The sequence below is a fragment of the Thalassolituus sp. ST750PaO-4 genome, from assembly GCF_020320405.1.
GTDB lineage: Bacteria > Pseudomonadota > Gammaproteobacteria > Pseudomonadales > Oceanobacteraceae > Venatoribacter > Venatoribacter alkanivorans.
Map to the genome: position 1 here is coordinate 303,675 of NZ_JABVCB010000007.1, position 24,721 is coordinate 328,395.

Sequence of the window (24,721 nt, forward strand, 5' to 3'; positions counted from 1 at the left end):
TTTCTCACGGCATTATTGGCGGCCGCGCAGTCTAGCGGTTGTGGCTGATGCGGAAAAGACAGAAATAAAAAGGAGCCCGCAGGCCCCTGATTATCTTAAGCAGCAGACGCCGGTTCAGCGTCAGAGATCAGTTTTGGTGAAGTGACGCAGGTAGCGCTGGTTGATGTCTTCGCGGGCGAGCAGAATCAGGGCGTCGGCGACATTAAAATCTTTATCGAGACAGGGCTCGCCGCAGACTTTGACGCCAATGCGCAGATAGGCTTTCAGCAGCGATGGCACCAGCGATTTACCGTCGATATCGACATCAATACGTGGCATATGCACTTTAGGCTCAGCACGCATGTGTTCGGGCGTGAAGTGTTTTTCGCGCAGATGATTCACAATGGCGATGGTGCGGGCATAGCCTTCGTTCAGTGGAATACTGGCGCAGCCCATCAGGTAATCGATATTGTGCGCTGACATAAATTGAGCGATGCCGGACCACAGCAGTCCGATGGCGGCGCCACTGCGGAAATCCGGATCAACGCAGGTGCGGCCAATTTCCATATAGGTTTTTCCCGGCAGCACGATGTTGCTGAGGTCAAACTCGGTGGCGGAGTAGAATCCACCGGCGCGTTGTGCCAGCTCGTTGGTCAGGATGCGGCTGTAGCCAATCACCTGGTCGCTCATCACGTCTTTTACAATCAGGTGCAGACAGAGGTCGTCGAAATCATCTTTATCGATGCCTTCGCTGGCGGTGGGCAGGCTGGCGCCCATGCCTTCGGCAAAAACACGATAACGCAGTTCGAGAGCCTGACGTATCTCCTTTGGATCCTGTGTAATACGGGCAACCAGTGGCGATTCGAGGGTTTCAGTCTGTTGGCGTGCAGTGGCTTGCTGCATAGTCAATCCTGTTATCTTGTTGATCAGCGCGACTCTAAGTCAGGGCTGTGACATTTCTATGACAAGTCCGACATTCGTCTAAAGGGCGGCTATGCTAAGTGACGGGGAGGATTTATGAAACCGTTAATTATTACAATTCTGTTACTGTGTTGTGGAACAGTTTCTGCGCAGCCGGTTCTTGGTGAAAACACCGCTGCGGAGCTGGTTTCCCGTGCATTGCAGGCTGAGCCCCTGCTGTGGCTCCCTTTTCCTATGCCTTATGAAATTGAGCGCAGCAGTAAAGATAAAGATGCCGGATTGCTGGATGGCCTGTTCCGTTATGGGCTGTTGCAGCGTGATAAGCAGATGAGAGTGGCAGAGGTCGAGGAAGACGGCCGGCGTAAACGCAAAGTGCTGGCGACCTGGATTTACGATTATCCGCTGGAACACCGGGAGCAGGGTACTCAGGAAGGGTTTTATTACGGGACCGGCAAACTGAAAAAACTGGTTGAGCTTTCGAGCCCTTATAAGATCGGTGATTACTATTACGCCGAGGCCTATATCCAGTGGTATGTCGATGACCTGCAGCTCTGGGCTAAAGATCCGGCTTTCCGTACCGCCCGTACCCTGCGCCGTAGTCTGGAGTCCTTTCAAAAGCCGTTTGAAAAACGGGTTTATCTGCAATACGACGGGGATAGCTGGGGTTTCTGGAATGGTGAACCCGGTTTGCTCTGAATCGTTATCTGTTTATAGCTGAGTACGCAGCCACAGCCCGGGAGGTGTACTCAGTCCTCTGTCCTGATGCAGAATTTCCCCGTTGTTGTCCATCACGTAATAGCTCGGGTAACCCTGTACCTGATACTGCTCGGCGGTACTCTTGTTACCCAGCAGAACTTCGCCTGTGAAGCCTACCGAATGAATAAAAGTTTCAACTTCCTGCCGGGTTTCCCAGTCCAGCGCAACCGCCACAACGCGCAGATCTTCACTACCCAGCAGATTGAGTCCGGGCATGCTGACGCGGCAGATACTGCACCAGGGCGCAAAAAAATACACCAGTGTACGCGGATGGGCTGCAGGCCAGTTCAGATCTCCGGACGTCAGATAACTACCGGGGTTCTGGCCGCTATTGGCAGCGTCTGGTCGATTACCTTGCAATACGGGGAGTTGCAGTGAGGGGGCATAACTGCCGGCATCCAGCATATGGCGGCTGAGCCAGTGACTCAGGGCGCTGAACAGTAAAACAAACAGAAGGAGTTCGGCCGCGCGGCGCAGCCATTTGCTGCGCGCGCTGCGGGGAGAGGATTCAGATGGCTTTGGAGAATCGTTGCTGCTCATGTTGTTGCAGATAGGTATCAAATGCCATGCAGGCATTACGTACCAGTAAGCGTCCTTTATCGGTGATGCGGATGGCATGCTGATCGATGATTACCAGGCCATCATTCACCATCGGTGCTAACTCATCAAGGCTGCTTTGCAAATGTTGACGACTGTCGATGGCAAACATCTGATCGAGTGCGGCAAATTCGCATTTCAGATGACAGAGCAGTTCGGCAATTACGGTGCGCCGCAGCTTGTCTTCGGCGCTGGCAATCAACAATTTCATCGTCGGCAGGCGGTCATCATTCAGCGCATGCTCCCAGGTTGCCTGAGTTACCTGATTCTGCAGGTAGTAATCGCCAATCTGGCTGATGGACGACACGCCAAAGCCTATCAGATCGCAATCACCGTGGGTGGTGTAGCCCTGAAAGTTACGGTGCAGTTTCCCTGCCGCCTGAGCGCGGGCCAATTCATCATCGGGTTTTGCAAAATGGTCCATACCGACGTAGTGGTAATCAGCAGCAGAGAGTTTAGTGATGCAATGACCCAGAATGGCCAGTTTTTCATCGGCGCCCGGCAGATCGTCGGCACAGATACGGCGCTGTGGCTTAAAGCGCTCCGGCAGGTGGGCATAGTTAAAAACCGATAAGCGGTCGGGAGACATATCAATAATGCTGTCCAGAGTGCGGTCGAAGCTTTCCAGCGTCTGGAAGGGCAGACCGTAGATCAGATCCATATTAATAGAACGGAAACCCAGTGCGCGGGCATCGTTCATAACGGCGCGGATCATGGATTCCGGCTGAATACGGTTAACCGCTTCCTGCACCTTGTGCTCCAGATCCTGCACGCCAAAGCTCAGGCGGTTAAAGCCCAGTGAACGCAGTACTTTCAGAGTGTTTGGGCGCAGCTCGCGCGGGTCGATTTCAATAGAGTAATCGGCGCTGTCGGCGTTGCTGAAGCTAAAGTTCTGACGCAGGAACTGCACCAGATCAACCAGCTCGTCATCACTGAGAAACGTCGGTGTACCGCCGCCCAGATGCAGCTGTTCAACCACGGCTTTCTTATCCAGCAGGGCACGTTTCAGCAGGATTTCTTTCTTCAGTTGCTCCAGATAGGGGGCGGCACGCCCGGTATCTTTGGTCACAATTTTATTACAGCCACAGTAGTAACAGACGTGGCGGCAGAACGGGACGTGAATATAGAGCGACAGTGGCTTGCCGGAATCACGTTGACTGAATGCTGCCCGTTCACCCAGATCGTCGGTTGCCGGGCGGAACTCAACGGCAGTCGGGTAGGAGGTGTAACGCGGACCGGGTTTGTTGTAACGCTGGATCAGCAGAGGGTCCCACAGGAGTTGTTCAGTCATGGTGTCGTCACAGGTAACAGAAATCAGCTGTCATTGTAGAGCGTAGGGCTCGCCGGGCCTTGCGCCATATCAAGATGCCAGTCGTGACGTTTAATTGACATTTATTCAACTTTTTACGACTTTGGCCGCTAACAGTCTTGATTTTGCAAAAGATCAGACGTTTTATAGTTAAATTCGATATATAACGACATCTGCAGAAGCAGAGACTTGAAAGGGGTGGGGACATGCCAAAGAAGCCGTTTACAGCGGAAGAGATTGCGGCACAGCGTGAGCGAATTATGGACAGTGCCTCCAGCGTGATGGCCGAAGTTGGCTTTCATCATCTGTCCATGCGCAAGCTGGCGTCGCAGCTGGGAATGACTGCGAGCAATATTTACAACTACTTCCCGAACAAAGAATCTTTATTTATTCATACCCGCCGTCGTGGGTTTGATCTGGCGTTTGCTGATATCAACGAGCAGATGTCGAGCAGTAACAGTCCCACCGATTCTCTCTATGCTTTTGCCGGACAGCTGATTGCCTTTGCCCAGCGCTTTCCCGGTTATTACCAGCTGATGTTTCAGCCACCACTGCTCAGTCTGGATGAAACTGAAGCTGTTGATCAGGATATTCAGCTGCAGGTCGGACGTCTGGTTGAAGAATGGCAACGACATCTTTTATCGCTGCTCAGTGATGCTGTGCCATCGCTGGCGGAGCGCAGCGAAGCTGCGCAACAACAACTGGCGTTGTTCTTCGTTGCTTCTATTCACGGTCTGATTGATTCCTACCGCTACCGCGCATTGCCAATGTTGCTGGCCGGCGTGGATCTGATTCCGGATGAAGTGGTGCAGGCGCATATCAGCTGGTTACTGTCGACGCTGGAGCGCCAGGCCGAACGTATCGTCTGAGCCGTCTGATGCTTAAATAAAAAACGCCGGTTTAACCGGCGTTTTTTTATGCTCTTTTGCTGCGGGGCATTAAGGCTTTTGCCCCGGAGTCTTACCTTCCAGCGCATACACAAAGGCCAGAATCTCGGCAATCACCTGATACAGCTGCTGCGGGATTTCATCACCCAGATCGAGCTGTCCGAGCCAGCGCATGAGTGAGGCATTTTCGTAAACCGGCACCTGATGCTGCAGTGCCAGCTGAATAATGGCCTGAGCCAGCTCATCCTGTCCTTTGGCACTGACTTTGGGGGCGCTGACACCGTCATAACTCAGGGCAATAGCTTCGCTGGCATCCAGCAGGGATTGTGGAATGCTCATATTCGTCTCCTCAGCTGTGCACATCCACCAGACTTTGTCTGATGCTGTTGCGGCTGGTTTCCGGCAGCCGGCCGTGGCGGGCACGTAACTCGCTGACGTCGACTCCCATCTGTTGCAGGCGACTGCGTAACGGCTGCAGGCTGCGTTGCAGTTGCGCCAGTGTGTCCTGCTGTTCTGACCAGAAGGTCGCGGCCAGCTGCGGCAGGGTCATGTCCAGCTCCACGTCCAGCGGCCCCAGTTGCTGCAGTTCGAAATGCAGTTTCAGACGCCAGCGTATGACTTTTTTCTGTTCGTTGTCGCTGCTGCTGGTTTCTTCTTTCTGCAGTTGCAGGCGGATTTCTCTGGGCTGCTGATCATCACGGAAATACAGCGGAATACTGAGGCTGTTGTCGCCGCCATTCTGCAGACGCTGGGCCTGATCCACTTCGAGTTGGGCCAGGGTGCTGTGCAGCAGGCGAAAGCCTTCCGGCAGGTTGTCACGCAGACCGGCTGGCAATGACAATGGCAGCTCCCGCGGTGCCGAGGCCTGCCCATCTCTGCCACGGTGTTGGGCAATGACCTGCAACCAGGCAAGCAGCGCTTTGCCCATAGCGGCTTTAGTGTCGCTGTGCAGAAGGTGCTCAATCTGTTGCAGCAGGCTGTTGCTGATTGCAGGAGCGGGCGTTTCTGTTGCTGTTTCAAGTCGCTCGCGCGTCGTCTGCAGGGCTGCTGTTAAGGCATCTGCTGGACTGACCGGTGCAGCTCCGGAAGTGGTATTTGAAGTATTGCCTGCAGCCTGTAATGCCGTTTTGAGTGTTTGCAGATGTTCCGCCGCTTGCGCCATTCCGGCTTTGGCCCAGAGGGTACGGAACAGCGAGCTGCTGTCAGAGGTTACTGCGGCGTCTGGTGTCGCTGCGCCAGAAATACCTGAACCAGAAATACCCGGAGCTGGCTGTGTGAGTGCGCTTTGCAGCAGGGTCATTACTTTGTTTTCGTACATAAGGCCACTGTTCAGCACACTTTCACGCAGGGCTGCGGGCTGTTGCAGCTGCGGTATTTGCGGCAGCTGGTTCAGCCACTGCTGCAGCGGCTGACGCACGCTGGCTGGCAGTTCGGGCTGCTGTAATAGTTGCTGCAAAGCTGGGGCGGAGCCCGATAAGAGCCGCGCACTATCCGTTCTTGATCCCATCTGAGTTGCGCTGGGAGGTGCCTGTTCTGAACCGGATGGCGCGGTCACCGTACCGGGCAATCCGGCTGCTGAGCCTGTTAGTGGGGCAGTATTGTTGCCCGCTTGTGCTCTGGCCGGGTTGGTATAGATACCGGCTGAATTTACTCCGGCTGGCAGCATGCTGCTGAGCGACGCAGAGGTTGTGGCTGTTGTGTTCAGCAACGGCAGGCGGCTGGCCAGAAACTGGCTGATCAGAGCGGGCAGAGGCGCTGCCGGTTGTCCTGGCTGCTGTCCTGCCGGTTGTCCTGGCTGTGAGACACCGGGGTTGTTGCCTGTGGCAGCAGTTGTTAGCGGTACAGGTATCTGTGCCGCGGTTTTGTCGTTGCTTTTCAGACTCGCCAGCAACGCGTCGGCGGCCAGTTTCAGAGTGCTGGCTGAGGTTTCTGGTAACGGGCTGGTCTGCGGCGGGAGTTTTATATCCGTTATGCTCAGGCGCATCTGGCCGTCTGCATCCTGGCTCAATTGCAGGGTTAACCGGGTATTGCGTGGCAGTGGGTACTGACTGCTGACCTGCAGGGTTTGAGGTTTGCCGGAGCTGTCCTGGCCTTCGAGGGTCAGACGGTAACCTTCATCAGTAGCGATGCTGCTGATCACCCGGGCATTAAAATTCTGCGTGGCAGACTGGCGCGCGCCTTCTGAGCTTGTCCCGGCAGTGCCTGTCGCAGCTGTGCTGCTTTGCTGAACATGGCCGGATGCCGGGGTGTCCACAGCCTTGCCAGCCTCCGCCTGAACCTTATTCAGAGCGGCCGCCTTCAGGGTCGCGGATGAGATAAGAGGGACGGATTCGGGTTGCATAATGTTGATATCGGCCAAGGTTTACGCATCTTTACCCATCTTAGTTCGGCGGCTTCCGTCCTGACAGAGGGATTTTGTATATAATGCCGCGGATTTTTTCGAATAAGGTTCATCATGACCGCCACGTCAGGCTCCACCATTATCGACTTGCAGGCCCGGCAGTTGCTGTGTGAACGCGACGACCGGGTGTTGTTTGAGCAGCTGGATGTAGCGGTTGGCAACGGTGATCTGCTGCAACTGGCGGGGCCGAACGGCGCCGGTAAAACCACGCTGCTGCGTTTGCTGGCCGGACTGAACCGTGACTATGAAGGCGAACTGCTGTGGTGCGGAGAGCCTCTGACCGATGATTTTTCTGCTTATGCTTCACAGCGTTTATATCAGGGCCATCTGGCGGCGGTGAAAAAAGCGCTGACGCCGCTGGAAAACCTGCGCTGGCTGGTCAGCAGCTGGAACGTCAGTGACGATCAGCTGTGGGCGGCACTGGATGAGGTTGAGCTGGGCGGTTATGAAGAAACCACCTGTCAGCAGCTGTCAGCCGGCCAACAGCGTCGCGTGGCTTTGGCACGTTTATGTGTGGCGCCAACCCCGTTGTGGATTCTCGATGAACCCTTTACCGCACTCGATAAAGCCGGCGTGCGCTGGCTGGAAGGCCGTCTGCAGCGTCAGGTTGAAAGTGGCGGCGCGGTGATTATTACCAGCCACCACGCACTGGAGAATATTGCCAGTCTGCGACAGCTGGAACTGGGGAGTGCCCGCGCATGAGTCTGGTAACCGCAACCATTAAGCGTGACCTGTTACTGGCAGCGCGCAATCCCGGTGAATGGCTGAACCCGCTGATGTTTTTCTTAATGGTCGCAGCACTGTTTCCGCTGGCCGTTGATCCGGACCCTAAGTTTTTAAGCAAGATTGCCGGTGGCGTGATCTGGGTTGCCGCGTTGCTGGCAACCCTGTTGTCGCTGGATGCTCTGTATAAAGCCGATGTGGAAGATGGCTCGCTGGAGCAGTGGCTGGCGTCGGGAGAATCGCTGTATGCGATGTCGCTGGGCAAGGCGCTGGTGCACTGGTGTATCAGTGGTCTGCCGTTAACCCTGATGGCGCCGGTGCTGGGGCTGATGCTGGCGCTGCCGGATGATGCTTTCTGGGCGTTGATTCTGAGTCTGGCGGTGGGAACTCCGGTACTCAGTCTGCTTGGCGCGGTCGGCGCGGCGTTAACGGCGGGTGTGCGCAGCGGTGGTTTGTTACTCAGCCTGCTGATTCTGCCGCTGTATATTCCGGTTCTGATTTTTGCTGCCAGTGCGGTGTACCATGCGGGCATTGGTATGGCCTGGAACGGCCAGATTGGTTTTCTCGGCGCCATGCTGGCGCTGGCGTTATGTCTGACGCCCTTTGCTTCGGCGGCGGCGTTAAAACTCAACTTATCGCGGTAGTTGTTATGTGGCAGTGGCTTAAACAGCTGTATCACCGTCTGGGATCACCCAAATGGTTTTATGAAATTACCACCGGCTGGATTCCCTGGCTGGCCGTTCTGTCGGTGATCGGCACGGTGGTCGGACTGGTTCTGGGGCTGCTGTATGCGCCCGCGGATTATCTGCAGGGCAACAGCTTCCGCATTATTTATATCCACGTACCGGCGGCCATTCTGGCGCAGAGTGCCTTTATGATGATGGCCGTGGCCGGTGCGGTGTATCTGATCTGGCGGATGAAAATGGCGGCCTGGGTGGCGAAGGTGATTGCGCCGATCGGTGCCAGCTTTTGTCTGATTGCGTTGCTGACCGGGGCCATCTGGGGCAAACCAACCTGGGGTACCTGGTGGGTTTGGGATGCGCGTTTAACCTCGATGCTGTTGCTGCTGTTTTTGTATTTCGGCGTGATGGCGCTGCAGCAGGCGATGGAGTCTGAAGACAGTTCTTACCGTGCCGGCGCCATTCTGTCGCTGGTCGGACTGGTGAATATTCCGATTATCAAATACTCAGTGGAGTGGTGGAACACCCTGCATCAGCCGGCCACGCTGAAGCTGACGGAGAAGCCCAGCATGCATCCGGACATGCTGATACCGCTGCTGATCATGATTGTTACCACCTATGTGTTCTTCGCTCTGCTGGTCATTCTGCGTACGCGCAATGAAATTTTATGGCACGAACGTAAGCGCAGCTGGGTCAAACAGATTCTGGAGTCCTGATGGAATTCAACAGTGTTAGCGAATTTCTGGCCATGGGTCACCACGGCCTGTACGTCTGGCTGTCTTATGGTCTGACCGCCGTGATTATTGCTTTAAATGTGGCTCAGCCGTTGCTGCGTCGTCGTCGTTTACTGAAAGAGCAGGCCCAGCGTCTGCGCCGGGAGAAAAAGCATGCACCCCAAGCGTAAAAAACGTCTGACTCTGATTCTGTTTATGGTGCTCGGTGTGAGTACTGCCGTTGGCCTGCTGATGTATTCGCTCAGCCAGAATATCAATCTGTTTATGACGCCGACCCAGATCGCCAGTGGTGAAGCGCCGGTTGGCCGTACTATCCGCGCTGGTGGTCTGGTCGAGCCGGGCAGTGTCGTGCGCGATGACAGTGGCCTGGGTGTGCGCTTTGTGGTCAGTGACGGTATGTCGGAAGTGACCATTGCCTACGAAGGTATCCTGCCGGATCTGTTCCGCGAAGGGCAGGGGATTGTGGCGATGGGCAAACTGGGTGAGGACGGTGTATTCGTCGCCTCGGAAGTGCTGGCCAAACACGATGAAAACTATATGCCGCCGGAAGTGAAGGATGCGCTGGAAAAAGCGCACCAGAACGGTAAGCAGGCCTTAGAAGAAGCGAGATACTGACATGGGAAATCTGTCCGGAATGCTGCCTGAGTTTGGCCAGCTGGCACTGATTTTTGCGCTGCTGGTGGCCGCGATTCAGGTGGTGGTACCGCTGGTCGGTGTGCGCCGTGGTCAGGGTTGGCTGATGGCTTATGCCCGCCCGCTGGCCAGTGCACAGGCGTTATTTCTGATCATCAGTCTGGTGATTCTGGCTTACTGCTTTGTGGTGGATGATTTCTCGGTGGCTTATGTCGCCAAAAACTCCAACACCGCTTTACCGACTGCGTTCAAGATCAGTGCGGTCTGGGGCGCTCACGAAGGCTCGCTGTTGCTGTGGGTAACCATGCTGGGCTGCTGGGGGCTGGCGGTTGCCTGGTTCAGTAAATCGCTGCCGCTGGATATGGTGGCGCGGGTGCTGTCGATTATGGGGATGGTGTCGGTGGGCTTTATTCTGTTCACCTTGGAAACCTCCAACCCCTTTGAACGTAACCTGCCGAGCATGCCGCAGGAAGGCGCCGACCTGAATCCGCTGCTGCAGGATTTTGGTCTGATCGTGCACCCGCCAACGCTGTATATGGGCTACGTCGGTCTGTCGGTTGCCTTTGCTTTTGCTCTGGCGGCGTTGCTGGGTGGGCGTCTGGATGCTGCCTGGGCCCGCTGGTCACGTCCGTGGACCATGGCCGCCTGGATCTTTCTGACCCTGGGGATTGCTCTGGGCAGCTGGTGGGCCTATTACGAGCTTGGCTGGGGTGGCTGGTGGTTCTGGGACCCGGTTGAGAATGCTTCATTAATGCCGTGGCTGGTGGCCACTGCGTTGCTGCACTCGCTGGCGGTGACTGAAAAACGCGGCCTGTTTAAAAGCTGGACGGTGTTGCTCGCTATCTTTGCTTTTTCCCTGAGTTTGTTGGGTACCTTCCTGGTGCGCTCCGGTGTGCTGACCTCGGTACATGCCTTTGCCTCTGACCCTGAGCGCGGGGTGTTTATTCTGGCGCTGCTGGGTATCTGTGTGGGTGGCTCCTTATTGCTGTATGCCATTAAAGCGCCGACCGTGGCGTCGGTGGGCCGTTATAGCTGGGTGTCGCGTGAAAGCTTCCTGCTGCTTAATAACCTGCTGTTGCTGGTGGCTGCCTTTGCCATTCTGCTGGGCACCCTGTATCCGCTGATTATCGACTTTATGGGCATGGGCAAGCTGTCGGTGGGTGCGTCCTGGTTCAACTTTATGTTTGTACCTATCAGCGTCGTGCTGGGGCTGGTGATTGCGCTGGGTGCTATGGCGCGCTGGAAAGCCGATGACCTTAAGCGTCTGGGCTCTGAAACCGTGGCGGCGATGGTTGCAGCTGTGCTGTTGGGTTTTGCGGTACCTCTGCTGGCTGACGGCACAATGAACTGGAAAGTGCTGCTGGGTATGGGCGTCAGTTTCTGGTTGATTGGCGCCACGCTGGTGGATGTCTGGAAAAAAGCCCGTGGCCGTTTAAGCCGTATTCCGCAGCTGGGTCTGAGCTATCAGGGCATGGTACTGGCGCACCTTGGTGTGGCGATTACCATTATCGGCGTCACCATGGTCGCGAATTACAGCACAGAAGTGTCGGTTCGTATGGCCAAAGGCGATTCGGAAATGCTTGGTGATTACCGCTTTGAATTTGTTGATGCCGGCCATGTGGAAGGACCGAACTACGTGTCTGATGCCATTCGTTTCCGTGTCTATGACGGCGAGCGTGAGATTGCTCTGCTGCAGCCGGAGAAACGCCGTTACAACGCCAGCGGTTCGATCATGACCGAAGCGGCGATTGATGTATCGTTGTTCCGCGATGTGTATGTCTCCATGGGTGAACCTCTGGCCGATGGTGCCTGGGGTATGCGTCTGCAGGTAAAACCTTTTATGCGCTGGGTATGGCTGGGGGCAATCTTTATGTCGGTGGGCGGCTTGCTGGCCATGCTGGATAAGCGTTACCGCCAGCGTAAAAATGCACCACAGAATAGTGCTCAGGCAAACACTGCACAGGAGGTGACCGCATGAACCGCGCGTTCCTGTTTATTCCACTGGTCGGTTTTATTGCCATGGGCATTCTGTTCTGGATCGGTCTGGGTCAGGAGGATAAAACCTCGCTGCCGTCACCATTAATCGGTAAGCCGTTTCCGACCTTTATTCTGAATACCGTTGAGTCCGGCGAAAGCACCAATCATTTACCGCAGGAGCCGGTATTGGTGAATGTTTGGGCAACCTGGTGCCCAACCTGTAAAGCCGAGCATGCTTTTTTAAATGAGCTGGCCAAAGAAGGCGTTAAAATCGTCGGCATTAATTACAAAGACGATGATTTTAAAGCCCGTCAGTGGCTGCAGGCTTACGGCAATCCTTATCTGTTTAATATCGCCGATCCTGATGGCAAGTTAGGTCTGGAACTCGGCGTTTATGGCGCGCCGGAAACCTTTCTGGTCGACAGCAAAGGGATTATCCGCGCTAAGCATATCGGCGATCTGAATCCTGCGGTCTGGGACAAACTGCAGCCGCAATTTGAGGCGATGCAATGAAGCAAATTTTCCTGTTTCTCTGCCTGTTGCTGCCACTGTCAGCGCTGGCAACGGTCGATGGTTATAAATATCCCTTTGACGATCCTGACGATGCCGCGCGCTTTGAGCAGCTGGCACAGGATTTACGCTGCCCGAAATGTCAGAACCAGAATCTGGCGGACTCCAATGCCCCGGTTGCGGTTGATCTGCGCGATAAAGTGTACGAGCTGATGCAGGAAGGTCAGAGCGACGAAGAAATTGTCGGCTATCTGGTCGACCGTTATGGCGATTTTGTGCGTTATAACCCGCCATTCCGCGCAGAAACCTTTTTGCTGTGGTTTGGCCCGGCGCTGGTTTTTGTATTTGGTTTGTTATTACTGGTGCTGATCCGTCGCGGTCAGAAACAACCAGCAGCACCGTTAAGTGCAGAAGAGCAGGCACGTCTGCAGGCATTAAAAAATAAGGCGAAATCTTCATGATCTGGGCACTGTTATTACTGAGTCTGTTACTGCTGATGTTTTTGCTGGTGCCGGTCTGGCACCGGGAAAAAGCTGATGACCGTTATCAGAGTGAAGAAAATCTGCGTCTGTATCAGGAACGCACCGATGAGCTGGCGGCCAGTGATCTGGATGAGGAACAAAAGCAGGCACTGCAGCTGGAGCTGGATCGTGAATTTCTGGCGTCCAGCGGTAATGCCGGTCTTCAGGCAGTAGCATCTCCTGCACGTTATCGCTGGCCGGTTGCTCTGGCGTTGCTGCTGTTTTCTGTGGTCGGAACCGTCTTGCTGTATCAGCAGTGGGGTGCCGCGAATGAACTGCGCGCCACTGAGTTGCTGGAAAAAGCCAGTCAGGTTGAACTGACGCAGCCGGAACGCAGTGAATTAATTGAGCGCCTTGCCGCTGCCGGACAAAAGCAACCGGGCAATATCGAGTGGAATTACCTGCGCGGCCGTTTGCTGAATGCCAATGGCGATTTTGCTCAGGCCGCAGAAGTCTTTGCCGATATTCTGGTTGCCTTGCCGGAAGAAGCAACCGCTGACCGTGCGGCGACCATGACACTCCTGGCTCAGGCTCGCTTCTTTGCCGCTGATCAGAAAGCGGATAATGGCATGTACCAGCTGTTAAAAGACGCACTGGCACTGACTCCGGGTAATCGTCAGGCGTTAGGTATGGCCGGTATGCTCGCCTTCGAATTAAAAGATTATCAGGGCGCCGTTAATTACTGGCGTCAGCTGTGGCTGGGCATGGGCGATTCCCCGGAAGCGCAAATGCTGGCACAGGGTATTTTACGTGCGGTTGAACACGTGCGTGAGCAGGGTGGTGAGGTGGATTTAAGCTGGATGAAACGCAGCGAAATTAAAGTGCTGGTCGACCTTTCTGCTGAAGCTAAGGCCGCCGTTGATCCGGCGGATACTGTGTTTGTTCTGGCCCGTGCTGTCAGTGGCCCGCCAATGCCATTAGCCGTACAGAAGCTGACAGTCGCTCAGTTACCACAGGTGATTACCCTGAGTGACGCACAGGCGATGGCGCCGGGTATGAACCTCAGCAGTCATGAACAGGTCGCGTTAGTGGCGCGGATTTCCAAATCGGGCCAGCCAATGCCACAAAGTGGTGACTGGCAGGCCGAGCAGTCACCCGTCAGTAATCATGAAGAAAATCTGATTAAACTGACCATCAGTGAGTTGCTGCCTTAGTATTCAGCAGTGCCTGGCATTCAGCGACAGGCAGAAATAAAAAACCGGGCACTGCCCGTTTTTTTTTTCGCGCGAATATTTCCGTTTTTCAGAAATTCCAGAACACGCTGCCGGTCAGAGCGTAGGCATAAAAGGTGTTATCCGGCAGCTCTACGGTTTGTGCTGAATTCAGCCTTTCTTTAATGCCATCACGCCAGCTGCCGTTGGCATCCAGCATAACCATCGCACCGACTTCCGGACGGAATTGGTAGCCAATACCGGCGGTTAAACGCAGATCAACGCCGCCGCCAAAATTGCGGGTAAGCGCTTTGTTATTTCCGCTGTTCAGTACGTTTTCATACAGGTTTAACCCTAACTGAGCACCGGCAATATAACGCAGCCCCAGTGACTGGTTCATAAAGTAGCTGTCGTATTCATAGCCACCGGTCAGGCTGAAAGAGCTGGCATCTTCGAATACAACCTCCAAGGTATCTTCTGGTTTATAGCGGGTTGCCGCAAAGTATTCGGCTTCGGTGGTAATAATATTACCCGCAGAATCCTTAAAGGAGCCGTTACTGATACCTGTCTGAATCGGATTAAACAACGCCGGAGTATTGCGGATATAGTCTTCGATAGAATCGGCAAAGCTTTCGGTCTGATCCGTGCTTTCCCAGCCGAAGCGGGAAAAGCTGATTTTCTGATAATGAATACCCAGCAGCCAGTAACCACCATTGCCCATATGGTAGGCCATGGTGGTATCCAGAGCCTGATAGTTCATTGCTGCTACATCTTCCTGCACCGGGCCGGAAAAGCCACTGGCGTCCCACTTTTCTGTTTCTTCCTGAGCAATCAGCGTTGAGGCTGTCTTAATAAAGAAACCGAAATGTTCGTCAATGGCGGTATAGCCGCCGGAGCGCTGAACAAAATTGGTGGCAGAGAAACTTGAATCGACCTTTGAACCGCCAAAGTTATCGAGGTGCTCCGAGTAATTCACATTCTCAAAGCCGGCAGCAAAGAAGCTGTAGGATGTATTGGAAAATTCGGCCTGTGCCAGAGGAGCGGCGAGGCAAAGTGCAAGGGTGAGGCGGTTGGATTTCATAGCGGCATCCTGCAGTCATTTGTCAGAATGACTATACAAAAGCCGTCAGATTTTCGCTATTGGCGTGTTTGATCATTCGCGTGGCCGGATAATATTGGCCCGCGAATGAACATCGGCTTCCGCAACCGTCTTTTACCAGCGGGCGTAGTGGTCTTCGACCAGACCCCAGGCGCCTTCGAGGTGAATGCTTTCATCCGGCAGATGAATCTCGCCATGATACTGGCCAAAGTACTGATTAAAGTTGGACGCCATAATCAGCGCATTGGTTTTTTCCTGACGCCGGCCTTTAGGCTCAAAGTGCAGATCAATGCTGCCATCGGCGGAGCGCAGCGCCCAGGAATGATCCGGGTGGTAGCGGTCAAAACGGAAATCCACCATATCCACTTTAATCATCTTGCCGTCTAACCAGATGGCATTTTCGCTGAAGCCGGTTTCGTTTACTCCGGCAGCGAGGTTAAAGCCCAGGCGACGGCCATCGCTCAGCCGGCATGACAGGCTGCCCCAGTTCCAGAAGGTTTCGTGGCGCATAAAACCGCCGGTCCAGTCGACACCCGCCAGAGCGCCAATGGCCTGCAGATCGTATTTTTTCCCGTGCCAGTCGACCACGCCATTACAGACCTGAGCGGTGCTTTTCTGGGTAAATACCCAGCCCTGGTAACCGGCGCGGGTACAGATAGCGAGCGGGTTATAGGAAGTGCTTTCGTCGATGGTGGCATCAATGTGTACGCCCTTGGCCAGTGACACCGATACTTTGCGCACACCCGGAGTACGGCTGGCTTTGATACTGAATGTATTACCGCCTTTGCGGAATTCAGCATTGCCGTCATTCGGCCGTGGTTCGATATGGGTGTTTTTGCCCAGCGGTTGCAGAAAACTGAATTCTTCAAAGGCTTCCGTTTCCGGATCGTATAAATACAGAAAAGCGTTGCTGACCAGTTTCAGATCGACAATGGCAAGACCGATAATTAACTGTGGGCTGATAAAACTGACAAACTGGAACTGATTAAAGCCAAAACGTTTGGCCAGCGCACTGCGCTTGCGATCCATCGGCGAGCGCAGATCATAATCGAGATAATTCAGTTCGCTGACGCCATCAGGAAAGATGCCAAATGCCGGTTGGCCCTGAGCGTTAATCAGTTGATCACGGGAGGTCATGCCAGTTCCTTGTTTTGTTTTTGTTATCAGGCAACCGGAAACAGTGCCGGTACCTGTATCTGAGAATGATGGCGTATTGTCAGCGTTTGCAACGGTTGCGTCCAGTCAGTTAGTGACAGTTCTGATATTCCGCGGGGGCAGTATTGACGCGTGCGGCTATCAGTAGAAAGCCGCACGCAGAGTGGCGAGGGTTTCCTGATCCGCTTTGAAGCGCATCTTCAGGTACACGCCTTTGGCGGTGAAATTGGCGGCAGAGAAATCGGTATCGATAAAGCCGGTAAAGTTATAACCCAGTCCGAGCCAGACGTTGGTCTGCGGAATCCAGCCAACCGATACACCGGTACCGTGCGCGGTCTGACCGGCTTCGTAGCTGTGCAGACGACGGCCGTGGGCACCGATATCCCAGGTCGGATTCAGGTGATGACGCCATTCAGCCGCCATAAAGTCGGTGGTGGAAGCGTAATCATCGCTGTTGTACTGATCGAGCACGCGTTTGATACCGTACTGGGCGGCCAGCTGGTTCGCCGGCGTGAACAGCCAGTTGCCGTGTACATTGTTGATCAGTTTGCGTGAGCGGCTTGGCGTGCCTTCGCCGCCTTCAGCCTGCTGCACCCAACGGGTTTGCCAGAGCAGGGCATAAGGGTGGCGACGCGGGCGGATGGCCAGATCGAAACTCGCTTCGAGCTGGTTGCTGTAACTGCTGCTGCCGTCTTCTTTGAAATAATTCAGGCTGCCACCCAGAGCTAATGCATCGGAAAGAGGGTGGTATGCCGATGAGCGTGCAACCCATTTGTCTGTTACATCGCCTTCACGACGTTCGATACGGTTGTTCCATTGCCACATAGCTGTACGGAAGGCAGTACCGGCATGCACCGCATAGTAGTCTTCAGTGGTATCACTGCTTTCACCAGGAATATTGGCTTCCAGATTCTGCGCCTGATCAAAACCAAAGCTCATGCTCCAGGCACTGCTGAGTGGGATATCCTGACTCAGACCGGAAACGGCATACAGGCGATAGGCATCGTCTTGTTCCATTTGCTCAATGCTTTGCTGCACCTGCGCGCCGTTCCATGGCGTAGCCCGTGCACCGATAGTTGAACGTTCCGGGGTATCGGATGAGAAACCTGTTTCATGTCCGGCAAACAGACTGACGGCTTCACTCAGGCGATATTCCGCACCTAATGACATCAGATCATCATCCGTACTGCGGCTGCTGATATTGGTTTGGCCTTTAACGCTCAGGGCGAGACGACTGTTTAACACGCGGGTGGTGTAACCAGCGGTCAGCTGATCGCTGATAAGTGTATCATCGGTCAGTTCTTCCTGGGCCGTGAGCAGCCCGATGGATACCTGATTCTGGTTATCCAGATTGCGTACCCATTCCGATGAGGCCTGGTATTTATCATTACCAGTACTCATCTGATAGTGATGAAAACCCTGTACATGCAAGGAGTCACGATCAGAGAGATAAACTTTCGCTTCGGCTCCTTCTTTGCGGTAATCGTTTTCTGCAGTCGGGCTTTGCTCAAAGCCGAAGTTTTCATCCTGACTGCGAATGTAGGCTTTGGCTTCAAGCGTTTGGGTACGATGGGTGATTTCCAACAGGTGAGCGTTCGCACCTTCAGAAACCTGGCCATTCACATTTTCACTTTGTGCAACTTCCGCTTTGATACGGGTGTCACCTAATGTGACGTCGATATCAGCACCGCGCAGGTGCTTGTCTTCACCCGATTGATTCTGAGTGATGCTGGTTACCCCGGCTTTCACATTGTCATCAAGAAGTTTCACGCCGGCCCGGCCACCGCTGATATAACCAAGCTCCCCGCCTTCAACCTCGTACTCGGCGATTACGTAGCGCGGGTTAAAGTTCTCGTCAGTAGCGCTCACCGGGCTTTTGAAGTACACCGTACCGTCCTGGTAATCGATGACATAATCGCTGTCACGGGTCAGGGTTTCTGAAGACAGGATAACTTCACTGCGGTAACGATCACGCACCTCAATCGTCAGTGTTTCACTGTTCAGAACAATGTTTTTCTGGCTGAAACGGTACAGACCAGAAGTGCCATCGCCCTGAATTTCATCGCGCACTGAGCCCTGATCTGATTGGCTGATAAATCCCGAAGCTTCAACAACATCGCCCTGATACTGAATTTGTGCACCGGTCATTTTGCGGTTGTATTGGCCAAGGGTTGTGCTGTTAAGGCCGGTATTAATATCACCGAACACAGCAAAGAAACGCTCACGTTCCATGCGCACATACAGCTTGCGGGCTGAACTTGCATCCAGTTGTTGCTGGCTGGCATCGCCGTACAGGGTGTAATAACGATCAGGCTCGATCACGCTGGCAAAGGCTTCGGCTTTCGGCTTGCCGGAATCATAAGCGGCGGTAATCAGCCACTCACCACTGACCTGACCCTGAGTGAAGAATGCAACACGGCCATCATGGTAAATGTTGTTATCAACATTGGCTGCATTACGGCTGTCGCTATCGCCAGAGGATGAGTTGTAGCCAACGGAAAAATCACCTAAACCGACCAGAATCCAGTCACGCGGAGCAGGCTTGAGCCAGGCACTGATGACATCCTCCTGGCCATTCTGGTGTTTAAAGGTCAGTTTTGCTTCACCAGCCTGACTGGTTGGAGCAAGACTGATCAGGGTAATACCGTCGTTGCCGACGCGATACTGAATCTTTTGCGTTTCGCCCAGCGGGTTGGCTTCGATCTGACGATTAATATCGTACAGCTCGTAAGGAGCCGTAACGTCCACATCGCCGGTGACGTTGTAACGAATCGGAAACCCTTCTTTATCGGTCAGGCGTACTGCAATGACAGCAGGGGTGATGCCATCAGCTATGGCGCGGGTTTTGTCGCTGACGAGTTCGGCTTTGGCCGGAACCTGTGCAAATTGCACATTGCGTTCAAACTGATCAACGATGTCACCATCTTTATTGATCACGAAAACACTGAAACGGTTTGCGCCAGGCTGAAGATCCACACCACGCCAGATGCTGACTGCACGATCACGGCTTTTACTGCTTTCTGTGCCATCAAAGTTAAGTGGGCTTACAGGACTGTTGTTCAGCAGCAGACGGATTCGCTCATCTTTGGCATGCGAAATAGCAATTTTTGTACTGGCAATGGCTGGGCTGCGATCCAGTGGCGGCCATAACCACTGAGCCTGATCGGCGGCAGTATTGAACCAATACTCATCAAAAACAGGCATTTCGGGAGCATTATAATCTTCTGTGGCACCAGCGGCGGTGGCGGGGAGCGTGTTAACGAAGCCTTCAATCGATGCCTGAACTGAAGCAATCTGAATGTCGCTGGCAATAGTCGCCAGACGGATATCCGGATCGCCGCTGAGTACTTTGACTTCCACGCGACGGTTTAATGCGCGGCCATCACGGCTGGCATTGCTGGCCACCGGCACCGAGGAGCCTTTACCAACGGCACGGATATTCTGCGGCTCAACGCCCAACTGTTCGGCCAGATAACGGGCCACCGATGATGCCCGGGCTTCAGACAGCGCCTGATTATCGGCATAAATATGTTTATTCCGGCGGGCAATCGGCGTGCTGTCGGTATGGCCAACGACCTGTACGGTTAAATTGCGCAGGCCTGCCAGGCGGTCGATCACATTTTTCAGGTTGGCTTTGTCTTCCGGCGTTAAAACATCAGAAAAATTATCGAATTTCGGCGGATTAATCGGTTTTACCTGGCCATCGTCCGGCGGCAGCTGCAGCACGGCGGTGGTACTGGCTGGTTTAATCTGCTGCTTGGGCTGACCTTCGGCCTGGAAGCGGGTAATGGAGCGCGTGGTTAATTCACCGCTGTCGGCTTTATCGCTGACGATGGCCGAAAACTGCAGCTGGTGTGACCAGTCGGCCGGTTTATCGCCAAGTTTATAAATCAGCGTACCGTAGGAAATCTGTGGATCTTCCCACGGGACATTATCCAGTACGCTGCTGCCGGGCTCGTAAATAACACCGTCGGGCAGGGCGATCATCTGAATAACGTTGTTCACTTCCAGACCGTTGCCTTCGAGGTCGACGGTAAAGCGCAGTTTTTCCGGCACGGGGGAATTGTAAGGCAGTTTGCCATCAGCCATAGCCGCCAGAGGCACCAGCTGATGACTCAAACGCTGACGGATTTCGCCACTTTCAGGGGTTTTCATTTTCAGCGCAAAATCGACGCGCCAGAAACTGCCGCCCTGCACATCAACAAACTGACTGAATGCACGGCCGGCATGGAAACCGCGTTCATCGCAGCTGACCACTTCCATATAAGGTGGAATGGTGGCGGTATCCAGCTGTACGACGTGGGTGCCCGGACGGACGTTTTCAATATGCCATTCACCATTGGCATCGGTGACGACATAGGTTCCGTCTTCCATAAACAGACGCACATTGGACACAGCTTCAGCGTCCAAGTTACCGCTGCAATCGTCGAGGTAGACGCGGCCAAATAAACGCGCACGATCTTTGAAAAATTCATCGGCCACTTTCACCGTTGCCTGAGCTTTATTAGCGTTCACCAGGTCATCTTCAAGCCAGGCAATATTGGTCAGATCGCCCTGTGCCAAAGCGGTAACCTGAGTAACGTAGGTGATGGTCAGATTTTGGTTTGCGCTAAGGTCTGGCATTGGGAAGGTCAATGTCTGACCATTGCTGCTGATAACCGGATCGGCTGCTTTGTCGTCGTTATAGCGCACGGAACCCTTGCGGAAACGTAAGCCGGCCGGAAGCTGGTCGACAATATTGGCATTGGTAACCAGAGTTTCTTTGTTTTTGAGCGTTACGCTGTATTGAATAAAATCGCCGACACCGACTTCTGTTTTATTGGCGGTTTTACTTAATAAAATACCGGCTTGCAGATCATCGGCAGGAATATCTGTGAGCAGAATTCGCTGTTGCAGTGTGAAGCTATCGCCACGGGAAATATTGTTAACCGTAAATGAACCGGTAAGCTGAGACAGTTGCTGGTCGTCGGCGTTGGACGGAATTCGGTAACGCTCTGGCGCAGAAAATTCCAGACGATAATTACCATCGGGTATGTATGGGAAGCGGAAGCTGCCATCCGGAAAACCGGCTGCGCTTGCTGCCTGAATGCTGATGCCGGAATTTGTTGATGGCCCCGTGGTAACGGTTGCAGGGTAAGGGGTAATACCATCGTCACCATAGACCGTTGCCGGCAGGCCGGTGTCAGCATTAATAAGACTGACCTGTACGCCGTTGATTGGTTCGCCACTTACAGAATTAAATACCCGGCTATATGGATCAAAAGGGGCTGTGGTCGCGCTGGTATCGGTTGCGTCACGGGTATCTTCATAATTAGCTGATACAGTCATGCCGGTTTTCAGTGACAAGGCGCAATCGTAAGATTGTGATGCCGCTGAAATACGGTTGGTGGCAATGACACCGGCAAAGATACCGGTATTGATACCGGTTTCACTCAGGCGCAGTTGTTCTGTATCGGTATTACTGCTGTTGCTGACGATGACAATAACCTGGTCAATGGCTGTGGCGCTGAGGTTCTGATCGGCATCTTGCAGAACAACAACTAAGGGTTCGCCGATTTTAAAGCCGTATCCGGCATCAGCGGTCGTGAAGGTTCCCGGTAAGCTGTAGTTGTTACCTGGGATATCCGTCACGCTTGAAATAGGTGTGAAATTACCGCTGCCGTTGCCACACTGGGTAACGTTTATGTCTAAACCTGATTGGTCGCTACCAGTCAGATGCTGCAGAGAAATTTCAGAAAATGTGGGTGTTGGTGGTGCAGGATCAACCGGGCCTTTTTCGGCGAGGAAGGATACCGAATGTGATTGTCGGAATAGCTTACTGTCTTTGCTGAAATCTGCGTACACAATATTGGTGATCTCTGTACCGGCAGGCGTTGCTGCCAGTACAGAAACCGGATTAATTGCCATAACCGCCAGCCACAGGCAGGCGCAGATACGAACTGAACGTCCGTATCTGTACATACTGATTACTTGGCGGATGGCATTAATCATGGCTTAGTTCACAATCGCATAGAACGTGATTGTGCTGGTGCTACCACCGCTGAAGGTGCTGTAAACAACGGACACACCAGAGGTACTACCGCTGGCAGTCGGAGCCACATCAGTGTTCGTACCATCAGTAGGAGCTGTGGCTGTCAGTGCACAGGTTATACCGTCACTTACAGCCTCGTTCGGTGCGGTATCGCAGTAGGTCAGTTCAGCAGGAAGGGTATCGGAAACCGATACATTGGTCGCAGCACCACTTCCCTGATTGTTCAGTACCACAGTGTACTTAACGATTGAACCTGGAATAGCTTTCGGATTTTTACCGTTAGCAGTATCCAGTTTACCTGTGAAAGGATCCCAAACCACTTCACTGGTTTTGGTAAAGGCGCTGTTGGTGCCTGTGCCATCAGGATTGGTTCCGAAATCAGGCATGTTGTCCAGTTTCAGACCGTCAATGGCGGATTCAATGTTGTCACCACCGTTGTCAGCAAACACGAACTGAATTGTGTCTTTGTCGAATGCATCGTTCCGGCTGTCGGTTGCGCCTACTGCGTAACCACCAGACTGAATAGCATTAAGCAGGGTGTTGGTTACTTTCTTCACGCTGGCTGTCAACTGGGCAGCCATGATGTCGCCATCTTTACCGATTGCTTCCTGACTGGTGGCCAGAACGTACACGGTGGTCGCTGGGATGGAAGCGTTGTCAGTCGCCTGATTGATCGCCACTGAGTACTCCCCATCGCCATCAGCCACCAGCAGGCTGGTGCCGTCGAGTGAGTAGACGTAGTTAGCGCCCGTCAGCGTTGGTGCTGCAGCCGTGCCGCCGGAGTGGGCAAATGACGCAGCGTCAGCAGCAGAGAACTTGATGGTTGCGTTCGCGTTGCTGGAGTTTGAAATATCGTACTTACCAACTACGTAGTAGACAGTACTATCAATGGTAACTTGTTCCGACGTTGAGTGTACGCCGTCGGCATTGGCCTGAATGACTTCGAGGTCGACTTTCACGTCAACCAGCAGGTCGTTCAGAGCCTTGACTTCTTTCGATGAGCCGTTCACGGAGTAATTCATAACCGCCGTGTTTTCGATTTGGGTACCAGCTGCTGTTAATGCTGCTGCATTGGCCTCAAACGCTGTGAGGCCGGCAAGAGATATCACGGCAGGCAGAACCAGTTTTTGTATGGATTTCATACGATTCCCCTAATTATTTAATACGAACTTTAAATTCCACTTTGCCACTGGCTCCGGCCTCAACCGGCTGAGTCAGCTGCCAGCGGATGTGGCTGTAGTCTTCAGCTTTTGCTGTTCGGCTTACGCCGTTTTCGTTGACGGTCAGCTGGCTGGCGACCGCAAACGTTTTGCCGTCATCTACGGAGTAGGTGACAGCGGTGCCTGCACCGGTTGCGCTGTTGGCGATATAGCTCGCTTCAGCTGGAACCGGGTTATTAATGACAACACTATCGGCGGCCTCATTTCCTTCGTTGTTGTAAGAAATGCGGTAGCCGATTTTGTCACCGGGTACGACGCGGTCGGCTGTTTGCCACTCTTCTGTGACAGAGCCGTCAGCCTGAGCGACCGGTACGATTTTGAAGGCTTCTGTTGTCAGACGGACTTCAGCCAGTGCCAGTGAAGGTAAGAGCAGCAGTGCCCATAAAAGAGTGCGCATACAGCCTCCTTAATTAATAGTTACGTTGAACTGGATGGTGTACACACCGGCTGTTGCCTGGTTGCCCATGTCGATTGCAACACGACCATGAGTATCGGCAGTCGGTAAAAAGACGGTGGCATCATTCAATGCTGTTTCTGTTGCAGACAGATCGTTACCTACCTGGTCAGAGGCGACCATATATACAGAGTTAGGAACGTAGGTAAGATTGGCCGGAATCGGGTCTGAGATGATCAGCGACTCAACAGCTGAATGAACAGTTACCAATATCTGATAAGTAGTGACTGCACCAGGAATAGGCTTTCCGGTGTTGAATGAGTCTACGTGTTGCAGTACCGACTTAACCACGGTAACCGCAGTGGCTGGAGCATTAGGGTCTAAAACCACGGTGTAGGTGTGCGTGAATGTGCTTGCAGCATCATCCTTTGCAACAATGGCAGCAGTACCACCATCGCCCTGGCCTGCCAGCACTGTACCAGCGGCTCCTGAACCCGACGCTCCTGGTGTCTGAGAGGTAACCGTTAAATTGAAATCAGCTTTTTCACCGACCGCGACTGTTGGAACATCAGCAACCACAAAAATAATGGTGGAGCTGCCAGCATTCATATTCAGGCCAAGTGCATCGTTGTATTCAGATGCCAGGTCGGCTGCAGTAAACTTGCCATCACCGTCGGCATCGAAATAAATTTTAATTCCGCTAACATCAAAATCATCACCCGTCGCAGCATTTATTGCTGTTACTTTGAAGTTTTCTGAGCCGTTACCGTCGTTGTTGATTTCATATTTAACAGCAACGTCTTGTTGGTCGGTAATTACATTTGTACCGTTAAGAGCAGTGATGCTGACATCAATAACTTCATCAACTTTAAATTTAGCTTCGTTAGAATCCACGCTGATCTGATTAACAGTATCGGTCGGTGAATAATAAGTCGCTGTTGCTGTATTTTTAACTTCTGTACCGGCAGGGGTTGCCGCCCAGCCACTTGCCGAAGCAAGCATACCTGCGAGAAGCAGGGACGTACGTTTAATGGTCTGCATGG

22 protein-coding genes are annotated in these 24,721 nt (G+C 53.5%); 11 read left to right on the top strand and 11 right to left on the bottom strand.

Annotated elements, in window-relative coordinates; translation table 11 throughout:
• Nucleotides 1–120: 120 nt before the first annotated feature.
• Nucleotides 121–882, bottom strand: a complete 762-nt coding sequence (locus HUF18_RS07265; protein WP_145469373.1) for a GNAT family N-acetyltransferase — start codon at nt 880–882, stop codon at nt 121–123.
• Nucleotides 883–996: 114 nt separating this feature from the next.
• On the opposite strand from HUF18_RS07265, the gene HUF18_RS07270 reads away from it, so the two are divergent.
• Complete coding sequence (locus tag HUF18_RS07270) at nt 997–1,596, top strand: hypothetical protein (protein ID WP_225691683.1); 600 nt, start codon at nt 997–999, stop codon at nt 1,594–1,596.
• 12 nt (nt 1,597–1,608) lie between these two features.
• On the opposite strand, the gene HUF18_RS07275 is transcribed toward HUF18_RS07270, so the two are convergent.
• Both HUF18_RS07275 and hemN read right to left on the bottom strand, forming a co-directional pair.
• Complete coding sequence (locus HUF18_RS07275) at nt 1,609–2,196, bottom strand: TlpA family protein disulfide reductase (RefSeq protein WP_225691684.1); 588 nt, start codon at nt 2,194–2,196, stop codon at nt 1,609–1,611.
• On the bottom strand, nt 2,165–3,544 hold the full coding sequence (gene hemN, locus HUF18_RS07280; RefSeq protein ID WP_145469376.1) for an oxygen-independent coproporphyrinogen III oxidase: 1,380 nt from the start codon (nt 3,542–3,544) through the stop codon (nt 2,165–2,167). The genes HUF18_RS07275 and hemN overlap by 32 nt, the downstream gene beginning before the upstream one ends.
• 224 nt (nt 3,545–3,768) lie before the next feature.
• On the opposite strand from hemN, the gene HUF18_RS07285 reads away from it, so the two are divergent.
• Nucleotides 3,769–4,431 (top strand): TetR/AcrR family transcriptional regulator, encoded by a 663-nt coding sequence (locus HUF18_RS07285; protein ID WP_145469377.1) that lies wholly within the window; start codon nt 3,769–3,771, stop codon nt 4,429–4,431.
• A gap of 69 nt (nt 4,432–4,500) precedes the next feature.
• Here the strand turns inward: HUF18_RS07285 and HUF18_RS07290 are convergent, their stop codons facing one another.
• Nucleotides 4,501–4,788 (bottom strand): EscU/YscU/HrcU family type III secretion system export apparatus switch protein, encoded by a 288-nt coding sequence (locus HUF18_RS07290; RefSeq protein WP_225691685.1) that lies wholly within the window; start codon nt 4,786–4,788, stop codon nt 4,501–4,503.
• Nucleotides 4,789–4,798: 10 nt separating this feature from the next.
• A complete protein-coding gene (gene fliK / locus HUF18_RS07295) occupies nt 4,799–6,790 on the bottom strand; it encodes a flagellar hook-length control protein FliK (protein ID WP_225691686.1) in 1,992 nt (663 codons plus the stop codon).
• A gap of 114 nt (nt 6,791–6,904) precedes the next feature.
• Here fliK and ccmA point away from each other — a divergent pair, with 114 nt between their 5' ends.
• From ccmA to ccmI, 9 genes are read left to right on the top strand one after another with little or no spacing between them, the layout of a single operon-like run.
• Entirely contained in the window at nt 6,905–7,552 is a 648-nt protein-coding gene (gene ccmA, locus HUF18_RS07300) for a cytochrome c biogenesis heme-transporting ATPase CcmA (RefSeq protein WP_145469380.1), read from the top strand.
• Nucleotides 7,549–8,217 (top strand): heme exporter protein CcmB, encoded by a 669-nt coding sequence (ccmB, locus tag HUF18_RS07305; protein WP_145469381.1) that lies wholly within the window; start codon nt 7,549–7,551, stop codon nt 8,215–8,217. The genes ccmA and ccmB overlap by 4 nt, the downstream gene beginning before the upstream one ends.
• Nucleotides 8,218–8,222: 5 nt before the next feature.
• The gene (locus HUF18_RS07310) at nt 8,223–8,969 is read left to right on the top strand and encodes a heme ABC transporter permease (protein ID WP_145469382.1); all 747 of its coding nucleotides are present in this window, start codon (nt 8,223–8,225) and stop codon (nt 8,967–8,969) included.
• Nucleotides 8,969–9,157 (top strand): heme exporter protein CcmD, encoded by a 189-nt coding sequence (gene ccmD, locus HUF18_RS07315; RefSeq protein ID WP_145469383.1) that lies wholly within the window; start codon nt 8,969–8,971, stop codon nt 9,155–9,157. Before HUF18_RS07310 ends, ccmD begins: the two co-directional genes overlap by 1 nt.
• On the top strand, nt 9,141–9,602 hold the full coding sequence (ccmE, locus tag HUF18_RS07320; RefSeq protein ID WP_145469384.1) for a cytochrome c maturation protein CcmE: 462 nt from the start codon (nt 9,141–9,143) through the stop codon (nt 9,600–9,602). The genes ccmD and ccmE overlap by 17 nt, the downstream gene beginning before the upstream one ends.
• A 19-nt stretch (nt 9,603–9,621) precedes the next feature.
• Nucleotides 9,622–11,598, top strand: coding sequence for a heme lyase CcmF/NrfE family subunit (locus tag HUF18_RS07325; protein WP_225692014.1), 1,977 nt, complete (start codon nt 9,622–9,624; stop codon nt 11,596–11,598).
• Nucleotides 11,595–12,110: a DsbE family thiol:disulfide interchange protein gene (locus HUF18_RS07330; protein ID WP_145469385.1), complete on the top strand. Its 516-nt coding sequence runs from the start codon at nt 11,595–11,597 to the stop codon at nt 12,108–12,110. Before HUF18_RS07325 ends, HUF18_RS07330 begins: the two co-directional genes overlap by 4 nt.
• On the top strand, nt 12,107–12,568 hold the full coding sequence (locus tag HUF18_RS07335) for a cytochrome c-type biogenesis protein (protein ID WP_145469386.1): 462 nt from the start codon (nt 12,107–12,109) through the stop codon (nt 12,566–12,568). Before HUF18_RS07330 ends, HUF18_RS07335 begins: the two co-directional genes overlap by 4 nt.
• On the top strand, nt 12,565–13,782 hold the full coding sequence (gene ccmI, locus HUF18_RS07340) for a c-type cytochrome biogenesis protein CcmI (RefSeq protein WP_225691687.1): 1,218 nt from the start codon (nt 12,565–12,567) through the stop codon (nt 13,780–13,782). The genes HUF18_RS07335 and ccmI overlap by 4 nt, the downstream gene beginning before the upstream one ends.
• 88 nt (nt 13,783–13,870) lie before the next feature.
• On the opposite strand, the gene HUF18_RS07345 is transcribed toward ccmI, so the two are convergent.
• The 6 genes from HUF18_RS07345 to HUF18_RS07370 all read right to left on the bottom strand — a co-directional run bounded on the left by HUF18_RS07345 (nt 13,871) and on the right by HUF18_RS07370 (nt 24,719).
• Nucleotides 13,871–14,860 carry a hypothetical protein gene (locus HUF18_RS07345; protein ID WP_225691688.1) on the bottom strand — a complete coding sequence of 330 codons (990 nt, stop codon included), beginning with the start codon at nt 14,858–14,860 and terminating at the stop codon, nt 13,871–13,873.
• A gap of 132 nt (nt 14,861–14,992) precedes the next feature.
• On the bottom strand, nt 14,993–16,015 hold the full coding sequence (locus HUF18_RS07350; RefSeq protein WP_225691689.1) for a DUF2804 domain-containing protein: 1,023 nt from the start codon (nt 16,013–16,015) through the stop codon (nt 14,993–14,995).
• A 159-nt stretch (nt 16,016–16,174) separates the two neighbouring features.
• Nucleotides 16,175–21,994: an OmpA family protein gene (locus HUF18_RS07355; protein WP_225691690.1), complete on the bottom strand. Its 5,820-nt coding sequence runs from the start codon at nt 21,992–21,994 to the stop codon at nt 16,175–16,177.
• A 33-nt stretch (nt 21,995–22,027) separates the two neighbouring features.
• Nucleotides 22,028–23,206, bottom strand: a complete 1,179-nt coding sequence (locus HUF18_RS07360) for a DUF11 domain-containing protein (protein WP_225691691.1) — start codon at nt 23,204–23,206, stop codon at nt 22,028–22,030.
• A 13-nt stretch (nt 23,207–23,219) separates the two neighbouring features.
• Nucleotides 23,220–23,681, bottom strand: coding sequence for a DUF11 domain-containing protein (locus HUF18_RS07365; protein ID WP_225691692.1), 462 nt, complete (start codon nt 23,679–23,681; stop codon nt 23,220–23,222).
• 9 nt (nt 23,682–23,690) lie between these two features.
• The gene (locus HUF18_RS07370; RefSeq protein ID WP_225691693.1) at nt 23,691–24,719 is read right to left on the bottom strand and encodes a hypothetical protein; all 1,029 of its coding nucleotides are present in this window, start codon (nt 24,717–24,719) and stop codon (nt 23,691–23,693) included.
• Nucleotides 24,720–24,721: the final 2 nt, after the last annotated feature.

Coding starts and splice junctions, on each gene's coding strand:
- fliK (WP_225691686.1), bottom strand. CDS start 6,790: ATGCAACCCGAATCCGTCCCTCTTATCTCATCCGCGACCCTGAAGGCG.
- ccmI (WP_225691687.1), top strand. CDS start 12,565: ATGATCTGGGCACTGTTATTACTGAGTCTGTTACTGCTGATGTTTTTG.
- HUF18_RS07365 (WP_225691692.1), bottom strand. CDS start 23,681: ATGCGCACTCTTTTATGGGCACTGCTGCTCTTACCTTCACTGGCACTG.
- HUF18_RS07370 (WP_225691693.1), bottom strand. CDS start 24,719: ATGCAGACCATTAAACGTACGTCCCTGCTTCTCGCAGGTATGCTTGCT.
- hemN (WP_145469376.1), bottom strand. CDS start 3,544: ATGACTGAACAACTCCTGTGGGACCCTCTGCTGATCCAGCGTTACAAC.
- HUF18_RS07350 (WP_225691689.1), bottom strand. CDS start 16,015: ATGACCTCCCGTGATCAACTGATTAACGCTCAGGGCCAACCGGCATTT.
- HUF18_RS07275 (WP_225691684.1), bottom strand. CDS start 2,196: ATGAGCAGCAACGATTCTCCAAAGCCATCTGAATCCTCTCCCCGCAGC.
- HUF18_RS07285 (WP_145469377.1), top strand. CDS start 3,769: ATGCCAAAGAAGCCGTTTACAGCGGAAGAGATTGCGGCACAGCGTGAG.
- HUF18_RS07325 (WP_225692014.1), top strand. CDS start 9,622: ATGCTGCCTGAGTTTGGCCAGCTGGCACTGATTTTTGCGCTGCTGGTG.
- ccmB (WP_145469381.1), top strand. CDS start 7,549: ATGAGTCTGGTAACCGCAACCATTAAGCGTGACCTGTTACTGGCAGCG.
- ccmD (WP_145469383.1), top strand. CDS start 8,969: ATGGAATTCAACAGTGTTAGCGAATTTCTGGCCATGGGTCACCACGGC.
- HUF18_RS07290 (WP_225691685.1), bottom strand. CDS start 4,788: ATGAGCATTCCACAATCCCTGCTGGATGCCAGCGAAGCTATTGCCCTG.
- HUF18_RS07345 (WP_225691688.1), bottom strand. CDS start 14,860: ATGAAATCCAACCGCCTCACCCTTGCACTTTGCCTCGCCGCTCCTCTG.
- HUF18_RS07335 (WP_145469386.1), top strand. CDS start 12,107: ATGAAGCAAATTTTCCTGTTTCTCTGCCTGTTGCTGCCACTGTCAGCG.
- ccmA (WP_145469380.1), top strand. CDS start 6,905: ATGACCGCCACGTCAGGCTCCACCATTATCGACTTGCAGGCCCGGCAG.
- HUF18_RS07310 (WP_145469382.1), top strand. CDS start 8,223: ATGTGGCAGTGGCTTAAACAGCTGTATCACCGTCTGGGATCACCCAAA.
- HUF18_RS07270 (WP_225691683.1), top strand. CDS start 997: ATGAAACCGTTAATTATTACAATTCTGTTACTGTGTTGTGGAACAGTT.
- HUF18_RS07330 (WP_145469385.1), top strand. CDS start 11,595: ATGAACCGCGCGTTCCTGTTTATTCCACTGGTCGGTTTTATTGCCATG.
- HUF18_RS07360 (WP_225691691.1), bottom strand. CDS start 23,206: ATGAAATCCATACAAAAACTGGTTCTGCCTGCCGTGATATCTCTTGCC.
- HUF18_RS07355 (WP_225691690.1), bottom strand. CDS start 21,994: ATGTACAGATACGGACGTTCAGTTCGTATCTGCGCCTGCCTGTGGCTG.
- ccmE (WP_145469384.1), top strand. CDS start 9,141: ATGCACCCCAAGCGTAAAAAACGTCTGACTCTGATTCTGTTTATGGTG.
- HUF18_RS07265 (WP_145469373.1), bottom strand. CDS start 882: ATGCAGCAAGCCACTGCACGCCAACAGACTGAAACCCTCGAATCGCCA.